The organism is Intrasporangium zincisolvens (genome assembly GCF_034724055.1).
GTDB classification, from domain to species: Bacteria; Actinomycetota; Actinomycetes; order Actinomycetales; family Dermatophilaceae; genus Monashia; species Monashia zincisolvens.
Genome location: NZ_JAWIIL010000006.1, coordinates 23,720 through 40,784 on the forward strand (window position 1 = coordinate 23,720; position 17,065 = coordinate 40,784).

The 17,065-nt window shown below is 72.1% G+C and carries 15 protein-coding genes; 7 read left to right on the forward strand and 8 right to left on the reverse strand.

Annotated features, from left to right (window positions below):
- Positions 1 to 42: 42 nt before the first annotated feature.
- The 5 genes from RY076_RS16110 (at position 43) to RY076_RS16130 (ending at position 5,636) form a co-directional block, all read left to right on the forward strand.
- Entirely contained in the window at positions 43 to 1,074 is a 1,032-nt protein-coding gene (locus RY076_RS16110; protein WP_323099889.1) for an ABC transporter ATP-binding protein, read from the forward strand.
- The gene (locus tag RY076_RS16115) at positions 1,071 to 2,219 is read left to right on the forward strand and encodes an ABC transporter ATP-binding protein (RefSeq protein WP_323099890.1); all 1,149 of its coding nucleotides are present in this window, start codon (positions 1,071 to 1,073) and stop codon (positions 2,217 to 2,219) included. The genes RY076_RS16110 and RY076_RS16115 overlap by 4 nt, the downstream gene beginning before the upstream one ends.
- A complete protein-coding gene (locus RY076_RS16120; RefSeq protein WP_323099892.1) occupies positions 2,216 to 3,274 on the forward strand; it encodes an ABC transporter permease subunit in 1,059 nt (352 codons plus the stop codon). Before RY076_RS16115 ends, RY076_RS16120 begins: the two co-directional genes overlap by 4 nt.
- A 9-nt stretch (positions 3,275 to 3,283) precedes the next feature.
- Positions 3,284 to 4,243: an ABC transporter permease gene (locus RY076_RS16125; protein ID WP_323099894.1), complete on the forward strand. Its 960-nt coding sequence runs from the start codon at positions 3,284 to 3,286 to the stop codon at positions 4,241 to 4,243.
- Positions 4,244 to 4,403: 160 nt separating this feature from the next.
- Complete coding sequence (locus RY076_RS16130; protein ID WP_323099895.1) at positions 4,404 to 5,636, forward strand: hypothetical protein; 1,233 nt, start codon at positions 4,404 to 4,406, stop codon at positions 5,634 to 5,636.
- A gap of 99 nt (positions 5,637 to 5,735) precedes the next feature.
- Here RY076_RS16130 and prcA read toward each other — a convergent pair whose 3' ends face one another.
- The 5 genes from prcA to RY076_RS16155 all read right to left on the reverse strand — a co-directional run bounded on the left by prcA (position 5,736) and on the right by RY076_RS16155 (position 11,754).
- Positions 5,736 to 6,536 (reverse strand): proteasome subunit alpha, encoded by an 801-nt coding sequence (prcA, locus tag RY076_RS16135; protein ID WP_323099897.1) that lies wholly within the window; start codon positions 6,534 to 6,536, stop codon positions 5,736 to 5,738.
- Positions 6,533 to 7,366 (reverse strand): proteasome subunit beta, encoded by an 834-nt coding sequence (gene prcB / locus RY076_RS16140; RefSeq protein WP_323099899.1) that lies wholly within the window; start codon positions 7,364 to 7,366, stop codon positions 6,533 to 6,535. The genes prcA and prcB overlap by 4 nt, the downstream gene beginning before the upstream one ends.
- Positions 7,363 to 7,569, reverse strand: coding sequence for a ubiquitin-like protein Pup (locus RY076_RS16145; RefSeq protein ID WP_323099901.1), 207 nt, complete (start codon positions 7,567 to 7,569; stop codon positions 7,363 to 7,365). The genes prcB and RY076_RS16145 overlap by 4 nt, the downstream gene beginning before the upstream one ends.
- A 131-nt stretch (positions 7,570 to 7,700) precedes the next feature.
- Positions 7,701 to 9,221 carry a depupylase/deamidase Dop gene (dop, locus tag RY076_RS16150; RefSeq protein ID WP_323099902.1) on the reverse strand — a complete coding sequence of 507 codons (1,521 nt, stop codon included), beginning with the start codon at positions 9,219 to 9,221 and terminating at the stop codon, positions 7,701 to 7,703.
- Between the two features lie 67 nt (positions 9,222 to 9,288).
- A complete protein-coding gene (locus tag RY076_RS16155) occupies positions 9,289 to 11,754 on the reverse strand; it encodes a lysylphosphatidylglycerol synthase transmembrane domain-containing protein (RefSeq protein WP_323099904.1) in 2,466 nt (821 codons plus the stop codon).
- A gap of 295 nt (positions 11,755 to 12,049) precedes the next feature.
- Here RY076_RS16155 and RY076_RS16160 point away from each other — a divergent pair, with 295 nt between their 5' ends.
- Positions 12,050 to 13,039 carry a ribose-phosphate diphosphokinase gene (locus tag RY076_RS16160; protein ID WP_323099906.1) on the forward strand — a complete coding sequence of 330 codons (990 nt, stop codon included), beginning with the start codon at positions 12,050 to 12,052 and terminating at the stop codon, positions 13,037 to 13,039.
- Positions 13,036 to 13,434 carry a DUF3054 domain-containing protein gene (locus RY076_RS16165; protein ID WP_323099907.1) on the forward strand — a complete coding sequence of 133 codons (399 nt, stop codon included), beginning with the start codon at positions 13,036 to 13,038 and terminating at the stop codon, positions 13,432 to 13,434. Before RY076_RS16160 ends, RY076_RS16165 begins: the two co-directional genes overlap by 4 nt.
- Positions 13,435 to 13,517: 83 nt before the next feature.
- Here RY076_RS16165 and arc read toward each other — a convergent pair whose 3' ends face one another.
- The 3 genes from arc to RY076_RS16180 all read right to left on the reverse strand — a co-directional run bounded on the left by arc (position 13,518) and on the right by RY076_RS16180 (position 16,978).
- Positions 13,518 to 15,302, reverse strand: coding sequence for a proteasome ATPase (gene arc / locus RY076_RS16170; RefSeq protein WP_323099908.1), 1,785 nt, complete (start codon positions 15,300 to 15,302; stop codon positions 13,518 to 13,520).
- 66 nt (positions 15,303 to 15,368) lie between these two features.
- Positions 15,369 to 16,442: a tRNA (adenine-N1)-methyltransferase gene (locus tag RY076_RS16175; RefSeq protein WP_323099910.1), complete on the reverse strand. Its 1,074-nt coding sequence runs from the start codon at positions 16,440 to 16,442 to the stop codon at positions 15,369 to 15,371.
- Between the two features lie 11 nt (positions 16,443 to 16,453).
- On the reverse strand, positions 16,454 to 16,978 hold the full coding sequence (locus RY076_RS16180; RefSeq protein ID WP_323099912.1) for a single-stranded DNA-binding protein: 525 nt from the start codon (positions 16,976 to 16,978) through the stop codon (positions 16,454 to 16,456).
- Positions 16,979 to 17,065 lie beyond the last annotated feature (87 nt).

The window sequence follows — 17,065 nt, forward strand, 5'->3', positions numbered from 1 at the left end:
CCCCTTCCGGGCCCACGGGGAACCCTCCGGAAAGGCGATCCGATGGCCCTGCTCGAGGTGCGCGACCTGTCCGTCTCCTTCGACACGCCCGACGGGGTGGTGCAGGCCGTGCGCGGCCTGTCCTTCCATGTGGAGCGCGGCACGACCCTGGCCATCGTCGGCGAGTCGGGCTCCGGCAAGAGCGTCGCGACGCAGACGATCACCGGACTGACGCGTGGGGCGCGCGTGTCGGGATCGGCGACGTTCGACGGCGTCGAGCTGCTCGGGGCGCCGGCCAAGACGCTCCAGCGCATCCGAGGCGCCCGCATCGGGATGATCTTCCAGGACCCGCTCTCGAGCCTGCACCCCTACTACACGGTGGGCTGGCAGATCGTCGAGATGATCAAGGCGCACCGGCCTGACACGGCAACCGCCACGGCCCGGGCCCGCGCGGCCGAGCTGCTCGCCCTCGTCGGGATCCCCAACGCGGCCGGGCGGCTCGACGACTACCCGCACCAGTTCTCCGGCGGCATGCGCCAGCGCGCCATGATCGCCATGGCGATGGCGCTCGACCCAGCCCTGCTCGTCGCCGACGAGCCGACGACCGCGCTCGACGTCACGGTCCAGGCCCAGGTGCTCGGGGTCATGCGCCGGCTCCAGGAGGAGTTCGGCACCGCGATCGTCCTGATCACCCACGACCTCGGTGTCGTGGCGCAGATGTCCGACGACGTCGTCGTCATGTACGCGGGCCGCGCCATGGAGCGTGCCCCGCGGCGGACCATCTTCTACCTCGGCCACCACCCGTACACCCGTGGTCTGCTCGCCTCGCTGCCGGCCCAGGGCGGCACCCGGGCGCGCCTGACGCCGATCGGCGGCACCCCGCCCTCGCTCATCGACCCACCGACGCGGTGCCCCTTCGCACCGCGCTGCCCAGAGGCGTTCGACCGGTGCTGGCGTGAGCTCCCGGTGCTCGAGCCCGTCGCCAACGACCCCGAGCACACGTCGGCGTGCTTCCTGCCCAAGGACAGCGCCTCGCTCGGCCGGTCGGGCACACCGGAACGCCGCACCCCCGACCGGCAGGAGGAGCCGGCATGACCGCGAACCCCGAAGCCCCGGCGACCACGACGACGCGGCGCTCCCCGGACGCGCCGCTGCTGACCGTCGACCACGTGTCCAAGACCTTCCCCGTCCACTCCGGCGGGTGGCGGCGTGGTGGTGCGGCGGTGCACGCCGTCGACGACGTGTCGCTCGAGATCCGCGCCGGCGAGACGCTCGGCCTCGTCGGCGAGACGGGCTGCGGCAAGTCGACCCTGGCCCGCTGCATCGCCCGTCTGTACGAGGTGACCGACGGCACCATCACCTACGACGGTCGCGACGTCACCCACCTCCAGCGGCGCGACCTGCGCGCCGTGCGCCGCGAGGTGCAGATGATCTTCCAGGACCCGTACGGCTCGCTCAACCCGCGGCGACGGGTCGGGTCGATCATCGGCGACCCCTTCGTCATCCACGGGATGGGCTCGGGCCGGGACATCAAGAAGCGCGTGCAGGAGCTCATGGAGCGCGTCGGGCTCAACCCCGAGCACTACAACCGGTTCCCGGCCGAGTTCTCCGGCGGCCAGCGCCAGCGCATCGGGGTGGCCCGGGCGCTCGCGCTCCAGCCCCGCCTCGTCATCTGCGACGAGCCGGTCTCGGCCCTCGACGTGTCGATCCAGGCCCAGGTCATCAACCTGCTCATCGACCTGCAGGACGACTTCGGCCTGACGTACCTGTTCATCTCCCACGACCTGTCCGTGGTCCGGCACGTCAGCGACCGCATCGCCGTCATGTACCTGGGCAAGGTCGTCGAGATCTCCGCGACGGAGGACCTCTTCTCGACGGCCCGACACCCGTACACCAGGGCACTGCTGTCGGCCCTGCCGATCCCCGACCCCGACGTCGCCGACAGTCGCAGCCAGACCATCCTCGTCGGCGACCTGCCCTCCCCCACCGATCCCCCGCCCGGCTGCCACTTCCACACCCGCTGCCCGCGCGCCCAGGCCGACTGCTCCGCATCGGAGCCACCGCTCGAGTCGGTGCTCGACGACCCGCCGGAGCACCGGACCGCGTGCTTCCACCCGCTGGCCGCCGGCGAGGAGCTCGTCAGCGACGCGGCGGCCCTGCCCGACCTGACGGCCCACCCCGGGGCCGCGGACACCGGCGGCACCGACGCCACGACGACCACAGGAGGTGAGCAACCGTGAGCGGCATCCTGCCCACGCCGGCGTCCAGCGAGGACGTCGCGCCAGAACCGCCCGTCCCGGGAGAGGGCGGAGAGGGCACGGCACAACGGGCCATCGAGGGCCGCAGCCCGTGGCTGCTGGCCTGGCAGCGCCTCCGCCGCGACCGCGTCGCCATGATCTCGCTCGTCGTCATCGTGCTCATCATCCTCATGGCCGTGTTCGCGCCGCTCGCCACGGCGATCACCGGCCACCCGGTCAACGAGCAGTACCGGCAGACGGGACTGACCCCGGACGGCCTGCCGACCCCACCCTCGAGCGAGTTCTGGCTCGGCACCGACGACCTCGGCCGCGACATCTTCGTCCGGATCGCCTACGGCGCGCGGATCTCGCTCCTCGTCGGCGTCGTGGCGACCGCCCTGACCGTCGTCATCGGCGTCATCATCGGGCTCGCTGCCGGATTCCTCGGCGGCATCGTCGACACCGTGCTCGCCCGCCTCATCGACGTGGTGCTCTCGATCCCCTTCATCCTCGTGGCGGTCGCCCTCGTGTCGATCACCGGTCCGAGCCTGCTCGTGACCGTGCTCGTCATCGGCTTCTTCAGCTGGGCGTCCGTCGCCCGCATCGTCAGGGGCCAGGTCCTGTCCCTGAGGGAGCGCGAGTTCGTCGAGGCCGCCCGATCGCTCGGCGCCTCGGACACCCGGATCATGTTCGTCGACGTCATGCCCAACATCCTGGCGCCGGTCATCGTCTACGCCTCGCTCCTGATCCCCGTCGTCATCGTCGTCGAGGCCACGCTGAGCTTCCTCGGGCTCGGCCTGCCGCCCCCCACCGCCGACTGGGGCGGCATGATCAGCGACTCGCAGAACTACTACACGGTGGCCTGGTGGTTCGTCGTCTTCCCCGGCCTGGCGCTGCTCGTCACGACGCTCGCCTTCAACCTGTTCGGCGACGGCATCCGCGACGCCTTCGACCCCAGGGCCGACCGGATCACCGCCGAGGTGCAGGCCAGCACCGTCGAGACCCCGGCCAGCAGCATCGCGATCGAGGCCGGCACCGTCGAGAAGGCCGCAGAGTAGGAGGCTGACATGTCCCGGTTCCTCGTCCGCCGCATCGCCCTCGGCGTGCTCGTCATGTGGCTCATCACCGTCGCGGTCTTCGCGCTGTTCTTCGTCGCGCCCAACAACGTCGCGCGCACGCTCGCCGGACGCCAGGCGACGCCGGAGACCGTGGCCCTCATCTCGCACCGGCTGGGGCTCGACCAGCCGGTGTGGAAGCAGTACCTCGACTTCCTGGGCAAGGCCGTGCGTGGCGACCTCGGCTACGACTACTACCACCAGGTGCCGGTGACCGAGATCATCGGCGCGGCGCTGCCCATCACCCTGTCGGTCGTCGTCGGCGGCGCCATCATCTGGATCGTGCTCGGGGTGACGAACGGCGTCCTGTCGGCGATCCGGCCCCGCTCGGCCCTCGACCGGTCGCTGACCGCCTTCAGCCTGTTCTTCTACTCCATGCCGACCTTCCTGCTCGGCCTGCTGTTCCTCTACTTCTTCTACTTCCGGCTCACCCTCGCGGGGATCGACTTCTTCCCGGCCGGCGGCTACGCGCCCCTGACCGACGGCTTCTGGCCGTGGGTCCAGCACCTGATCCTGCCCTGGTTCACGCTCGCCCTCGTGTCCGCGGCGACGTACACGAGGCTCACCCGCGCCTCGATGCTCGACGTCCTCGGCGAGGACTACGTGCGCACCGCCCGCTCCAAGGGCATCGGCGAGCGGCGTGTCATCCTCCGGCACGGGCTGCGGGCCGCCCTGACGCCGGTCGTGACGCAGTTCGGCATCGACGTCGGCGCCCTGCTCGGCGGCGTCGTCGTCACCGAGACGGTGTTCTCGCTCCCGGGGCTCGGCAAGACCGCGATCGACGCGATCAACCAGCAGGACCTGCCGGTCATCATCGGGATCGTCCTGTTCGCCTCGCTCGCCGTCGTCGTCGCCAACATCGTCGTCGACATGGTCTACGCCGTGCTCGACCCGCGGGTGCGCCTGCACTGACGCGTCACTGACCCGCCCATCCTGAGGAGTGTCTCGGTCGCGAGACGATTCACCGTGCCGTCTCACTGGGCGTCCGTCGGTGTGATACCAACCGGGGTGGGCCTGACACAATGACGGCTGTCCCCTCACGCCCCCCTCCACCTCCCTGCATTGGACGGAAATGATCGACAGACCCAACTTCAAGTTCGCCCGCCGCGGTTACGAGCCGGAGGAGGTCGACTCGTTCATCGAGCAGCAGAACCGGACCCTCCAGGCGGCGAAGAAGGATGCCGCGGAGCGCAGCGTCGAGCTGACCAAGCTCAACGCCGCCCTGACCGACCTGCGCGGACAGCTCGGACAGCAGTCGCGGGTCATGGCCGACCTCAAGAAGAACAGCTCCCCGACGCCGGCGCAGACCTTCGCCGACCTCGGTGAGCGGATCGCCCAGATCCTGACGCTCGCCGACCAGGAGGCCTCCGAGATCCGCGACAAGGCCCAGGCCGAGGCCGAGGAGATCCGCGAGCGGGCAGGCAAGTCCGCCAACGAGCTCAAGTCGACGACGACCTCCTACGCCGAGCAGGCGCGCGCCCGGGCCGACGAGGAGTCGGTGCGCATCATCGCCCAGGCCAACCGCGAGGCGCAGGCCGTGCTCGCCGAGGCCCAGAGCGTCGCGGCGGCCCAGCGCCAGGAGGCCGCTGCGGAGTACGAGAACCACCGTCTCAAGGCCTCCCAGGCCTCGGCCGAGCTCGAGGTCAAGCTCGCCGCCCGCCGCGACGCCTCCGAGAAGGAGTTCGACCAGCGTCGCCAGCAGCAGGAGGCGGCGTTCTCCGAGAGCGACTCGCGCCTGCGCCAGCTGAGCGAGCGCGCCGAGCACGACGCGCAGGAGATGCGCACGCGCGCCCAGCGCCTGCTCGAGAACGCCCAGTCGCAGGCCGACCAGATCGTCTCCGAGGCCCGCGACCACTCCTCCCGCCTGCGCGAGGAGTCCGACCGCGAGCTCTCGGCGGCGACGGCCCAGCGCGACAGCATCACGGCTCAGCTGACCAACGTGCGCCAGATGCTCGCGACCCTCGGTGGCGGCGCGCTCATGGACAGCCTCGGCACCCCGGAGAAGCCGGCCAACGCCACGCCGCCGGTCGAGGCGACGCCCTCGCCGGCCGAGGAGGCCATCGCCGAGGCCCAGCAGCCGGAGCCCGCCGCGGACGCCGAGGACGCCGCGGACGCGACCGACGAGGACGCCCAGGACGACGCCCCCGTCGCCGAGGCGAGCGACGAGGCCGAGGGCACCGACGCGTCGGACGAGGACGACCAGACGTCCGAGGCCGACGCCGAGGAGAGCGCCGAGGGCAAGGCGTCCTACGGCTCGGACCAGGCGTCGTACTACCAGCGCGGGACCGTCGGCACGCGACGCTGACACCCGCTCACGCCACTCCCGGCAGCTCACGATCCGGCCGGGGACACGACGGAGGCCGCCCACCAGCAGGTGGGCGGCCTCCGTCGTCGACGCGGTCGGTCAGGACGGCGCCGGTGTCGTCGGGTCGTCGCCTGACGCGTCGGGCGCCACCGTCCCGGCCTGCGCCTCCGGCGCCTCCGGCGTCCCGGCCGCCTCGGGAACCGGCGTGGCTCCCTCGAGCAGGCGCGTCAGGACGGGGCCGACGACGCGTCGGAAGGACCGGCGCGGCCGCGCACGGTCCAGCACGGCAACCTCGAGCTGTGACGCGTCGAGGATGCGCCGGTCCCCGTTCTCACCCTGGCCGAGGACCTCGACGGCGAGGCGCAGGACCTCACCGAGGTCGAGGCCGGGACGCCAGCGCGTGCCGATCCGTTCCTCGGCGGCGTCGCTCGCACCACCCATGACGACGAACCCGCGCTCGTCGGCCACCGAGCCGTCGTAGGTGAGCCGGAAGATCTGGTCGTCGTCGACGGAGGTCCCGACCTCCGCCACGACGATCTCGATCTCGAAGGGCTTCGACTCCTGGGTGAAGACCGCACCGAGGGTCTGGGCATAGCTGTTGGCCAGGGCCCGCGCCGTGACGTCGGCGCGGTCGTAGGAGTAGCCGCGCAGGTCGGCGAAACGGATGCCGGCCACCCGCAGGCTCTCGAACTCGTTGTAGCGCCCGACCGCCGCGAAGGCGATGCGGTCGTAGATCTCCGAGACCTTGTGCAGGGCCCGCGACGGGTTCTCCGCGACGAAGGCGATGCCGTCGTCGTAGCCGAGGACGACCACCGACCGGCCGCGCGCGATCCCCTTGCGCGCGAAGTCGGCCCGGTCCTTCATGACCTGCTCGGGCGGCACGTAGAACGGCATGCTCATCGCGCACCTCCGGGGTTGTCGCGGCGGGCGGCGACGACGTGCTGGACGTGGCCCTCGAGGACCTCCTGGCCGACGAACCGCGCACCGGCGTGGTCGATGACCGAGACCGTCGGCCAGATCTGGCGGCCCAGGTCGGGACCGCCCGTGGCGGAGTCGTCGTCGGCGGCGTCGTAGAGGGCCTCGATGGCGATGGCCACGGCCTGGTCCTCGCCCATGCCGGGGCGCCAGAGCTTCTTGAGCGCGCCCCGGGCGAAGACCGACCCGGAGCCGGTCGAGTGGTGCCCGCCCTCCGGGTAGCACCCGCCCGTGACGTCGTAGGAGAAGATGCGCCCGATGCCGGAGTCGAGGTCGTAGCCGGCGTACACCGGGACGACGGTGAGGCCCTGCATGGCGAGGCCGAGGTTTCCGCGGATCATCGAGGCCAGGCGGTTGGCCTTGCCCTCGAGGGACATGATCGTGCCCTCGATCTTCTCGTAGTGCTCGAGCTCGACCTGGTAGAGGCGCACCAGCTCGACGGCGATGCCGGCCGTGCCCGCGATGCCGACGACGCTGTACTCGTCGGCGACGAAGACCTTCTCCATGTCGCGGTTGGCGATGAGGTTGCCCATCGTCGCCCGGCGGTCGCCGGCCATGACGACGCCGCCCTCGAAGAGGAGGGCGACGATCGTCGTGCCGTGCGGGGCCTCGATGCTCGTGCCGACCGGCAGCGGGCGACCGGCGGGCAGCAGCTCGGGCCGGAACGCCGACACGAACTCCGTGAAGGAGGACGAGCCCGCCGCGAGGTAGGCGTCGTCCAGGCGTCGTGGGCGGCCCGGCGCGGGAGGGGTCACTGGCCGCCCTTCTGGACGAAGCCGCGGACGAACTCCTCGGCGTTCGACTCGAGGACGCCGTCGATCTCGTCGAGGACGTTGTCGATGTCGTCGTCGAGGCCCTCCTTGACCGCGGCGCCCGCAGGGGCGGCGGGCGGGGCGTCGGGCGCCTCCGGCGGGTCGTCCTCACGACGCTGCGGCTTGGCGTGCTCCTGACCCGGCATGGCGACCTCCTGGATGTTGGTGAGCCCGGCAGACAGGTGGGCTCATCGCTCACCACGACCCTAACGTGTGGGCCCTGTCCGACCGAGCACCATCCGGGCGGCGCCGCACCGGCCAGTGGTGCTGCTCGGCGCTACTCGGGCGTCGCGAGCCCACGCAGCAGGGCGGCGACGTCCTCGCTCTCCTCGAGCAGCCCGCCCACCTGGGCGCGCGTACCGCGCTCGGGGTCGAGGATCGGCACGCGCTGCAGGCTCGCGTGCCCGGGCACGTCGAACACGACGGAGTCCCAGCTGGCCGAGAACACGTGCGGCGTGAACCGGCGCACGCACTCGCCACGGAACCACGCCCGGGTGTCCTCGGGCGGCATCGTGCGGGCGGCCCGGACCTGCTCGGGGGTCACGAGCTCGAGGGTGCTGCCGCGGTCGCGCAGGCGGTGCACGAGGCCCTTCTCGGGGCGCACGTCCGCCCACTGGATGTCGATCGCGGCGAGCCGGTGGTCGTCCCAGGCGAGACCGTCGCGCGAGCGGTACCCCTCGAGCAGGCGCAGCTTGGCGACCCAGTCGACCATCCTCGCGGCCGACCAGACGTCGCTGCCGAGACGCGTCAGGACGTCCTCCCAGAGCGTCATGACCTCGGTGGTGGCCTCAGGCACCGGGTCGTCGCCCCGCGCGTCGAGCCACTTCCGGGCGGCCTCGAGGTACATCCACTGGACGTCGAGGGCCGTCATCGTGCGCCCGTCGACGAGCTCGACCCTCTCGGTGAGCCCGGGGTCGTGCGACACGGCCTGCAGGGCCGCCACGGGACGCCGCACCGACCAGTCGGCGGCGAGGTGGCCGTCCTCGATCATGCCGAGGACGAGCGAGGTCGTGCCGACCTTGAGGAGCGTCGAGACGTCGAGGTGCGTGGCGTCGCCGATGATGACGTGCAGCCGCCGGTAGCGGTCGGCGACGGCGTGCGGCTCGTCGCGGGTGTTGATGATCGGACGCTTGAGGGTGGTCTCGAGGCCGACCTCCGTCTCGAAGAAGTCGGCGCGCTGGGAGATCTGGTAGCCCGCTCCCCTGCTGTCGACGCCGAGCCCGACGCGTCCGGCGCCACAGATCACCTGGCGCGTCACGAAGAACGGGATGAGGTGGCGCACGATGTCGGCGAACGGTGTCCGGCGCGGCATGAGGTAGTTCTCGTGCGTGCCGTAGGACTGGCCCTTGCCGTCGGCGTTGTTCTTGTAGAGGTTGACCGGCGCCTGCCCCGGGCGGGAGGCCAGCAGCCGCACCGACTCCAGGGCCACGGCGTCGCCGGCGCGGTCCCACGTGACGGCGTCGCGCGGCAGGGTGACCTCGGGCGAGCTGTACTCGGGGTGGGCGTGGTCGACGTAGTACCGGGCGCCGTTGGTCAGCACGACGTTGGCGAGGGTCGGGTCCTCGATGTCAGTCAGCTGGCTCGGGTCGGCAGTCTGCCGGTCGAGCTGCCAGCCGCGAGCGTCGCGCAGCGGGTCCTCGAAGGCGTAGTCCCAGCTCGACTGGTTGGACCGGATGCCCTGGGCCGCGGCGTACACGCTGACGACCTGACCGGAGAGGAACATCGGGTTGGCGAGCGGGTCGCCGGGCACCGAGATGCCGTACTCGGTCTCCAGGCCCATGATCCGACGCACCGTCATGGCCCGACCCTAACCGTCCGGTCCGGGGTGCCCGCGGACGCCTCCCACACGCCGGACGCCTCCCGCGCTAGAGGGCGCCGACCTTCTGGAGGCGGTTGAGCGAGAACCAGCCGAACGGGATCGGCAGCCAGTACGTCGCGAGCCGGTAGAGGATGACCGCCGGCACCGCGACCGCGCTGTCGACGCCGATCGCCGTGAGGCCGAAGGACATCGCCGCCTCGATGCCGCCCAGACCACCGGGCGTCGGGACCGCCGAGCCCACGATGGCGCCGGCGAAGTAGACGACCGCGACGGAGGCGACGCTCGGCTCGACACCGAAGGCGCGGGTCGCGAAGACGAGGGCCGCGACGAACGACATGTCGAGCAGCAGGGCCCCGCCGAGCAGCCGCACCAGCCGGCGCGGGTGCTGGAAGGTCTCGAGCACCTGAGGCATGGCCGAGCGCACCTGGGGCAGGACGCGTTCGGTGAGCAGGGTCCGGATCCTCGGGACGGCGAGCAGCCCGAGGGCGGCGATGACGACGGCGAGGATGACGGCGACGAGCACCGGCGACGGGCTGAACGACACCGACGGGCCCGTGCCGGCCAGCACGCCCGAGAGCACGAGCAGCACGAAGTACGAGCAGAACTGGGCCACCTGGGCCACCCCGACGCTCGCGCCGGCCAGGGTGGGGGTCAGCCCGGAGGTCTGCAGGTAGCGCGTGTTGAGCGCGATGTTGCCGACGGCTGCCGGTGCGACGAGGCCGCTGAAGGCGACCGCGAGCTGCGTCATGTACGTGCGCACGAACCGCAGGTGGATCGGGGAGGCGCCGGCCAGCGCGATCGAGGCTCCGGCGAACGTCAGCGCGGCCGCGGCGACGAGCGCGACCATCCAGCGCCAGTCGGCCTGCCTGAAGATCGTCGCGAGGTCGAACTCGGTCAGCTGGGTGAGGATGACGTAGGCCGCGATGCCGCCGCCGATGACGGTGATGACGGCCCGCGCCGACACGCGTCGGAGCTGGACGGGTTCGACGTGCTCGATGGAGGGGCGCAGCTCGACGAGCCGGCCGCGCAGGTCCTTCAGGACGCCGCGGTGCTCGCGCAGCGCCTCCCGGGTGTCGGGCGTCATGGCGACGCTCTGCAGCAGCGGCACGGCACGCAGGACGGCGTCCTCGCCGAGCGTGTCGATGGCGGCCCGGGCCGCACGCTCGGGCCCGACGGCGAGGGCGACGGTCGTCAGCAGCTGGGCGAGGTCGATGCGCAGGCTGATGTCGTCGGCGGCGACGTCGCCGCTGCCGAGCCGCGCGAGCGCGACGCGGTCGCCGTCGACGAGGACGTTCTGCGGGCTCAGCGCCCGGTGCGCGACGCGTCGGCGGTGCAGCGTCTCGGAGAGCCGGAAGACGGCGGCCAGCTGCGCGTCGGTGAGCGCGTCGCCGATCTCGGCCAGCGGCGTGCCCTCCGGCTCGACGTAGGCGATGACGGCGGAGAAGGCCCCGACCTCGGCGACCGACACCGGCCGAGGCGCCGCGATGCCGAGGTCCTCGAGGACCAGGCCCATGAGGGTGCGGTGCTCGAGCTCGGAGCGCAGGGTCAGCGCCGGTGCCCGCGTGAAACCGCTGCGCAGGCGCAGCACGCGCAGGAAGCGGCGACCGGAGGCCAGGCCGAAGGTGTCCCGGTCGACGACGTGCACGTCGAGCGTGCGCGAGTCGCTGGTGGCGGCGTACCGGCGGTCGCCGGCGTCGTTGGCGTCGACGAGCTCGAGCCGGCTCAGCGGCAGACCCGTGGCGACGAGGACGTCGGCGACCTCGCGGCCGGGCGCCCGCGTCGTCGTGACACCGAAGGCGAGGCGGAAGACGAGGCCGACGAGCCAGCCGATGAGCAGCGACGCGGCGAGGGCCGCGAGCGTCATCGCTCCGGACAGCAGCGTCGTGACGAGGGTCGCGATGACGACGGTGACCGCGATGGGCCAGAGCCACTTGCGCCCGGAGATGTCGGCGACGGTGAGCAGCGACACCGTCGTCACGATGACGATGTCGAGCGGGCCGGTGTGCCCGGTGCTCGTCGAGCGGGTCAGGACCTCGGTGAGGAAGCCGCCGTTCCCGGTCTGCACGAGCACGGCCAGGACGATGACGAGGATGCCGGACACGACCGCCGCACCGAGCGCCTGGATCAGCTGCAGGCCGCGGCGGCGCACGACGAGGTCGATGCCGACGCCGATCGGCAGGAGAAGGACGCCGATGCCGCTAAGCCACGCGAGCAGGGTCAGCAGCACGCGGGGCAGGCCGCTCGTGGCCTCCGTGAGGTCCTGCTCGACGGCGCCGCGCGTACCCGAGGCGATGTCGGCCAGGACCAGGCCGAGCACCAGCAGCAGCACCGCGATGACGAGGCGCACGACGTCGGCCGGGCGGCGAACGCGCACGGGGATCGGCGGCTCGAGCACCTCGACGTCGGCGGGCGGCACGGGGGTCGGCGCGTCGACGTCGAGCAGCTGCTCGTCGGTCGGCTCGACCGGCTCGGTCGCGTCGGTCGGCTCGACCGGCTCGGAGGGCTCCGACACGTCGGAACCGTCCGCCGTCGGGGACGTCATGACTGCGCGCGCGGGGTGCTGCTCGCCCTCCGGCGGGGACGGTTCCCCGGCCGTCCGCTGCTCCTCGGGTTGGCTCGACACCTGCTCATGGTGCCTCACGCGGCGGGGTGCTCGGTGCCACCACACCGCCCGGCGAGCCCCCGACGGCCCGAAGAGGCCGCCCGAGGAGCCCGGGAGCGTCCAGAAACGGGTCGTGGCCCGCGCGCCTCCCGGGCACGTCGGCTAGTCTGCGAGGGCACGCGGACCTCGAGAGGGATGGCTCGAAGTGAACGATGTGGTCGTGTTCAGCGGCTCGGCTCATCCGGCGCTCGCCGACCGGATCTGCGCCCACCTCGGGGTGACCCGCTCCCCCGTGGACATCAAGCGGTTCAGCAACGACTGCCTCCAGGCCCAGCTGCTCGCGAACTGCCGCCAGCGCGACGTCTACATCGTGCAGCCGCTCGTGCCGCCCACCCAGGAGCACCTCATGGAGCTCCTCCTCATGATCGACGCCGCGCGCGGCGCATCGGCCGCCCAGATCACGGCGGTCATGCCGCACTACGCCTACGCGCGCTCGGACAAGAAGGACGCCTCCCGCATCTCGCTCGGGGGTCGCCTCGTCGCCGACATGATCACGACGGCCGGGGCGCACCGCGTCCTGACGATGGCGCTGCACGCACCGCAGGTGCACGGCTTCTTCTCGACGCCGGTCGACCACCTCACCGCGATCGGCGTGCTCGCCGACCACTTCCGCGCGACCGACCTCACCGACTCCATCGTCGTGAGCCCCGACCTCGGCAACGCGAAGGTCGCCACCCAGTTCTCGCGGCTGCTCGGGCTGCCGGTCGCCGCCGGGTCGAAACAGCGGGTGGCCGACGACCGCGTCGTCATCGACTCCATCGTCGGCGACGTCTCGGGGCGGCGCGCCATCATCCTCGACGACGAGATCGCCACCGGGGGCTCGATGCTCGAGCTGATGGACCGGCTCAAGGACGCCGGCGCCACCGAGGCGGCCATCGTGTGCACGCACGGCCTCTTCGCCGGCAAGGCCGTCGAGCGGCTACGCGACCACCCCTTCGTCACCGAGGTCGTCACCACCGACACGGTGCCGCCGCCCGTCGACTGGCCCGAGCTCACGGTGCGTTCGGTGTCGGCGCTGTTCGCCGAGGCGATCAGCCGCATCCACCACGGCCGCTCGATCAGCTCGCTGTTCGAGGGGGTCGACCCGACGCACGCCCCGCCGCAGGCCAAGCTGCCCTTCGACACTCCCGCATGAACCGGCCGGTGTCCGCGGTGCTGCGGCGGCCGGTTGTGGCCGCCCTGCTCGACGTCGTGCTCGTCGTCGTGTTCGCGGCGGTCGGGCGCGCCAGCCACGCCGAGTCCAACCCCGTCGCCGGGGCGCTCGCGACCGCCTGGCCGTTCCTCGTCGGAACCCTCGTGGGGTGGGTCGTCGTGCGGGTGCTGCGGGGCCGGTGGCCCGTCGACGTCGGCCCGGGGGTCACCGTCTGGTTCTCCACGGTGCTGTTCGGGATGCTGCTGCGCCACCTCACCGGTGCCGGCACGGCCGCCAGCTTCGTCGTCGTCGCCTCGGTCGTGCTGGCCGTGTTCCTCCTCGGCTGGCGCGGCCTCGCCGCGCTCCTGGCCCGACGCCACGCCACCTCCCCCGCCTGACCGGGCGTCCGGCGTCCGGCGCCGACGCGTGAGGGCCGCGACCCGGATGGGTCACGGCCCTCAGGCGCGAGTTCGCTTGCGGCTCAGAGGTACTGGCCGGTGTTGGCGGTCGAGATCGAGCGGCCGGGCTCGGTGCCGTCCTTGCCCTTGAGCAGGGTGCGGATGTAGACGATGCGCTCGCCCTTCTTGCCGCTGATCCGCGCCCAGTCGTCAGGGTTGGTCGTGTTGGGCAGGTCCTCGTTCTCCTTGAACTCCTCGATGCAGCTGGTCAGCACGTGCTCGACACGGATGCCCTTCTGCCCCGTGGTGAGGAACTCCTTGATCGCGAGCTTCTTGGCGCGGTCGACGATGTTCTGGATCATCGCCCCGGAGTTGAAGTCCTTGAAGTAGAGGATCTCCTTGTCGCCGCCCTGGTAGGTGACCTCGAGGAAGCGGTTCTCCTCCATCTCGGAGTACATCCGCTCGACGGCGGCGGTGATCATCGCCTCGATCGTCGCGTCGCGGTCCCCGCCGTGGACGGCGAGGTCGTGCTCGTGCAGGGGCAGCCCCGGCGTCAGGTACTTGCTGAAGATGTCGCGGGCGCTCTCGGCGTCGGGACGCTCGATCTTGATCTTCGCGTCGAGGCGGCCGGGCCGCAGGATCGCCGGGTCGATCATGTCCTCGCGGTTGGAGGCGCCGATGACGATGACGTTCTCGAGGCGCTCGACGCCGTCGATCTCGGCGAGCAGCTGCGGCACGATCGTCGTCTCGACGTCACTGCTGACGCCGGACCCGCGGGTGCGGAACAGCGAGTCCATCTCGTCGAAGAAGACGACGACGGGCGTGCCGTCGGACGCCTTCTCGCGGGCGCGCTGGAAGATGAGCCGGATGTGCCGCTCGGTCTCGCCGACGTACTTGTTGAGCAGCTCGGGGCCCTTGATGTTGAGGAAGTAGCTCTTCTTGTCGGCGTCCTCGGTGCCCTCGCCGGCGTCGGCCGCGCGCTTGGCCACCTGGCGCGCGAGCGACGCGGCGACGGCCTTGGCGATGAGGGTCTTGCCGCAGCCGGGCGGCCCGTAGAGCAGCACGCCCTTCGGCGGCTTGAGCGCGTGTTCCTGGAACAGGTCGGGGTGCAGGAACGGCAGCTCGACGGCGTCGCGGATCTGCTCGATCTGGCTGCCGAGACCGCCGATGTCCTCGTACGCGACATCGGGGACCTCCTCGAGGACGAGCTCCTCGACCTCGAGCTTCGGGACGACCTCGTGGACGAAGTTCGCCCGGGAGTCGAGCGTCAGCGAGTCGCCGACGCGGATGCGCTCGTGGGTGAGCGGCTCGGCGAGACGGCAGACCCGCTCCTCGTCGCCGTGGGTGACGACGACGACGCGGCCGTCGTCGAGCTTCTCCTTGACGGTGACGACCTCGCCGACGCGCTCGTACCCGTGCGCGGACACGACGTTGAGCGCCTCGTTGAGCATCACCTCGCGACCGACGCCGAGCGTGGCCGCGTCGACGGACGGGCTGACCGCGACGCGCATCTTGCGGCCCCCGGTGAGGATGTCGACGGAGCCGTCGGAGGGTTCGTCGACGACGATCCCATACGTGCTCGGCGGCTGGGCGAGCCGGTCGACCTCCTTCTTCAAGGTGATGATCTGCTCGCGGGCGTCCTTCAGGGTCCGCACGAGGCGCTCGTTCTGCGCCGACAGCGTCGACAGGCTCGTCTGCACGTGCGTCAGGCGCGCCTCGAGCTCGCGGGTGCGCTGTGGCGACGTGCGCGCGGCATCGCGCAGGGCACGGACCTCGGCGCGCAGCGCGTCGAGCTCACGCTGCCCCGACTGCGGGGTTCCGGCACCGCTCACGGCGTCGGGGTCTGGGTTGAAGACGTCGTCGGACATCTCGGCCTCCTCATCCGTCACTCGCACCACGTGCGACGCCTCGACCCTAACCCGGGCGCGGCGGATCTAGTCGGACGTTTCAGCCAGTGACCGCCGGGCGCGGCGGATCGACTTGTCGCTCTTGACGCGCTCCCCCAAGGCCTCGGAGGTCCAGGCATCGTCGGGCACGTCGGTGGAGGCCAGCGACCCGGGGGTCACGGCCGACGCGTCGGTGCCGGTCCCGGCAGGCGCCGTGCCCGTGCCGGTGCTCTCGCCGTAGGCGCCCTTGGCCGGGCGTCGCTTGCGCTCGGGGGCCACGACACCGGGGGCGAGTCGGCGGGTCATGATCAGGAAGCCGGTGTGGCCGTGCATCCGGTGCTGCGGGCGCACGGCGAGACCCTCGAGGTGCCAGCCACGGACCAGGGACTCCCAGGCGGACGGCTCGGTGTAGCCGCCGTGGGCCCGGATGCCCTCGGCGACACGGCTCAGCTGGGTGGCCGTCGCGACGTAGCAGATGAGCACGCCACCGGGCACGAGCGCGTCGCCGACCGCCTCGAGGCACTCCCAGGGCGCGAGCATGTCGAGCACGACCCGGTCGACGGTACCGGCCGGGGCGGCGCCCGGGAGGGACTCGACGAGGTCGCCGACGGTGACGGTCCAGGCCGGGTGGTCGCCGCCGAAGAACGCGCGGCCGTTGCCGCGGGCGATGTCGGCGAAGTCGGCCCGACGTTCGAAGGACAGCAGCCGGCCCTGCTCGCCGATGGCGCGCAGCAGCGACATCGAGAGCGCCCCGCTGCCGACGCCGGCCTCGACGACGGTCGCGCCGGGGAAGATGTCGGCCATCTGGACGATCTGCCCGGAGTCCTTGGGGTAGACGACGGCGGCACCGCGCGGCATCGACATGACCCAGTCGGACAGCAGCGGGCGCAGCACCAGGTACTCGACCCCGCTCGTGTTGACGGCCACCGAGCCGTCGGGGGCCCCGATCAGGTCGTCGTGGCGCAGGAACCCACGGTGCGTGTGGAACTCGCGACCCGGCTCGAGGGTGATCGTGTGCAGGCGACCCTTCGGGTCAGTCAGCTGGACGCGCTCGCCCGCCTCGAAGACGCCGCGACGGCTGTGCGCGGATCCGGACGGGGCAGACGGGACGGCGTCGGTCATGGGAGCACAGTCTAGGTGCCGGAGCGTCGCCCTCCGGACACCCGCCGGACGCGCGCGGCCTCCACCTCGTAACGGCTCGCGCGGCCGCCCGCCACACCGAAGAACCGCCGGCGCAGCGCGCCCTCGACCTCGACGACGTCGCCGGCCCCGAGACGCCCGGCGGTGCGCCGCGCGCCGGCCGCCCAGCAGACGACGTCGAGGGTGTCGACCGTGGCCCGGGCGCCCCGCGGCTCGCCCACCGCCGCACCCGTCGCACCCGTCGCACCCGTCGTCCGTGCCGCGGCCGACGCTGCGCCCCGGACGGGTGGCCGGGCCACGACGACGCGGAAGGTGACGATGACGTCACCGCTCGGCAGGGTCCGCTCCTCCGCCGGCGCACCGACGCGGCCACGCAGGCGCACCTCGTTGCACGGCTCGTTGCCCGGCTCGTTGCCCAGCGCGGTGGCGGCGTCCGGGCTTCCCGAGGCCGCGGCATCCTTCCTCCGGCCGGTGCGGGCGCTGCGGGTGCGGGGTGGCGTCGTCGTGTCGGTGGCCATGGGTGCTCCTCACTCGTCGGGTGGCTCGGGCTGCAACCGTGCCGACGGCGCGGCGCCCGGGCTCCAGCGTCGGGTCGAGCGGGCGTG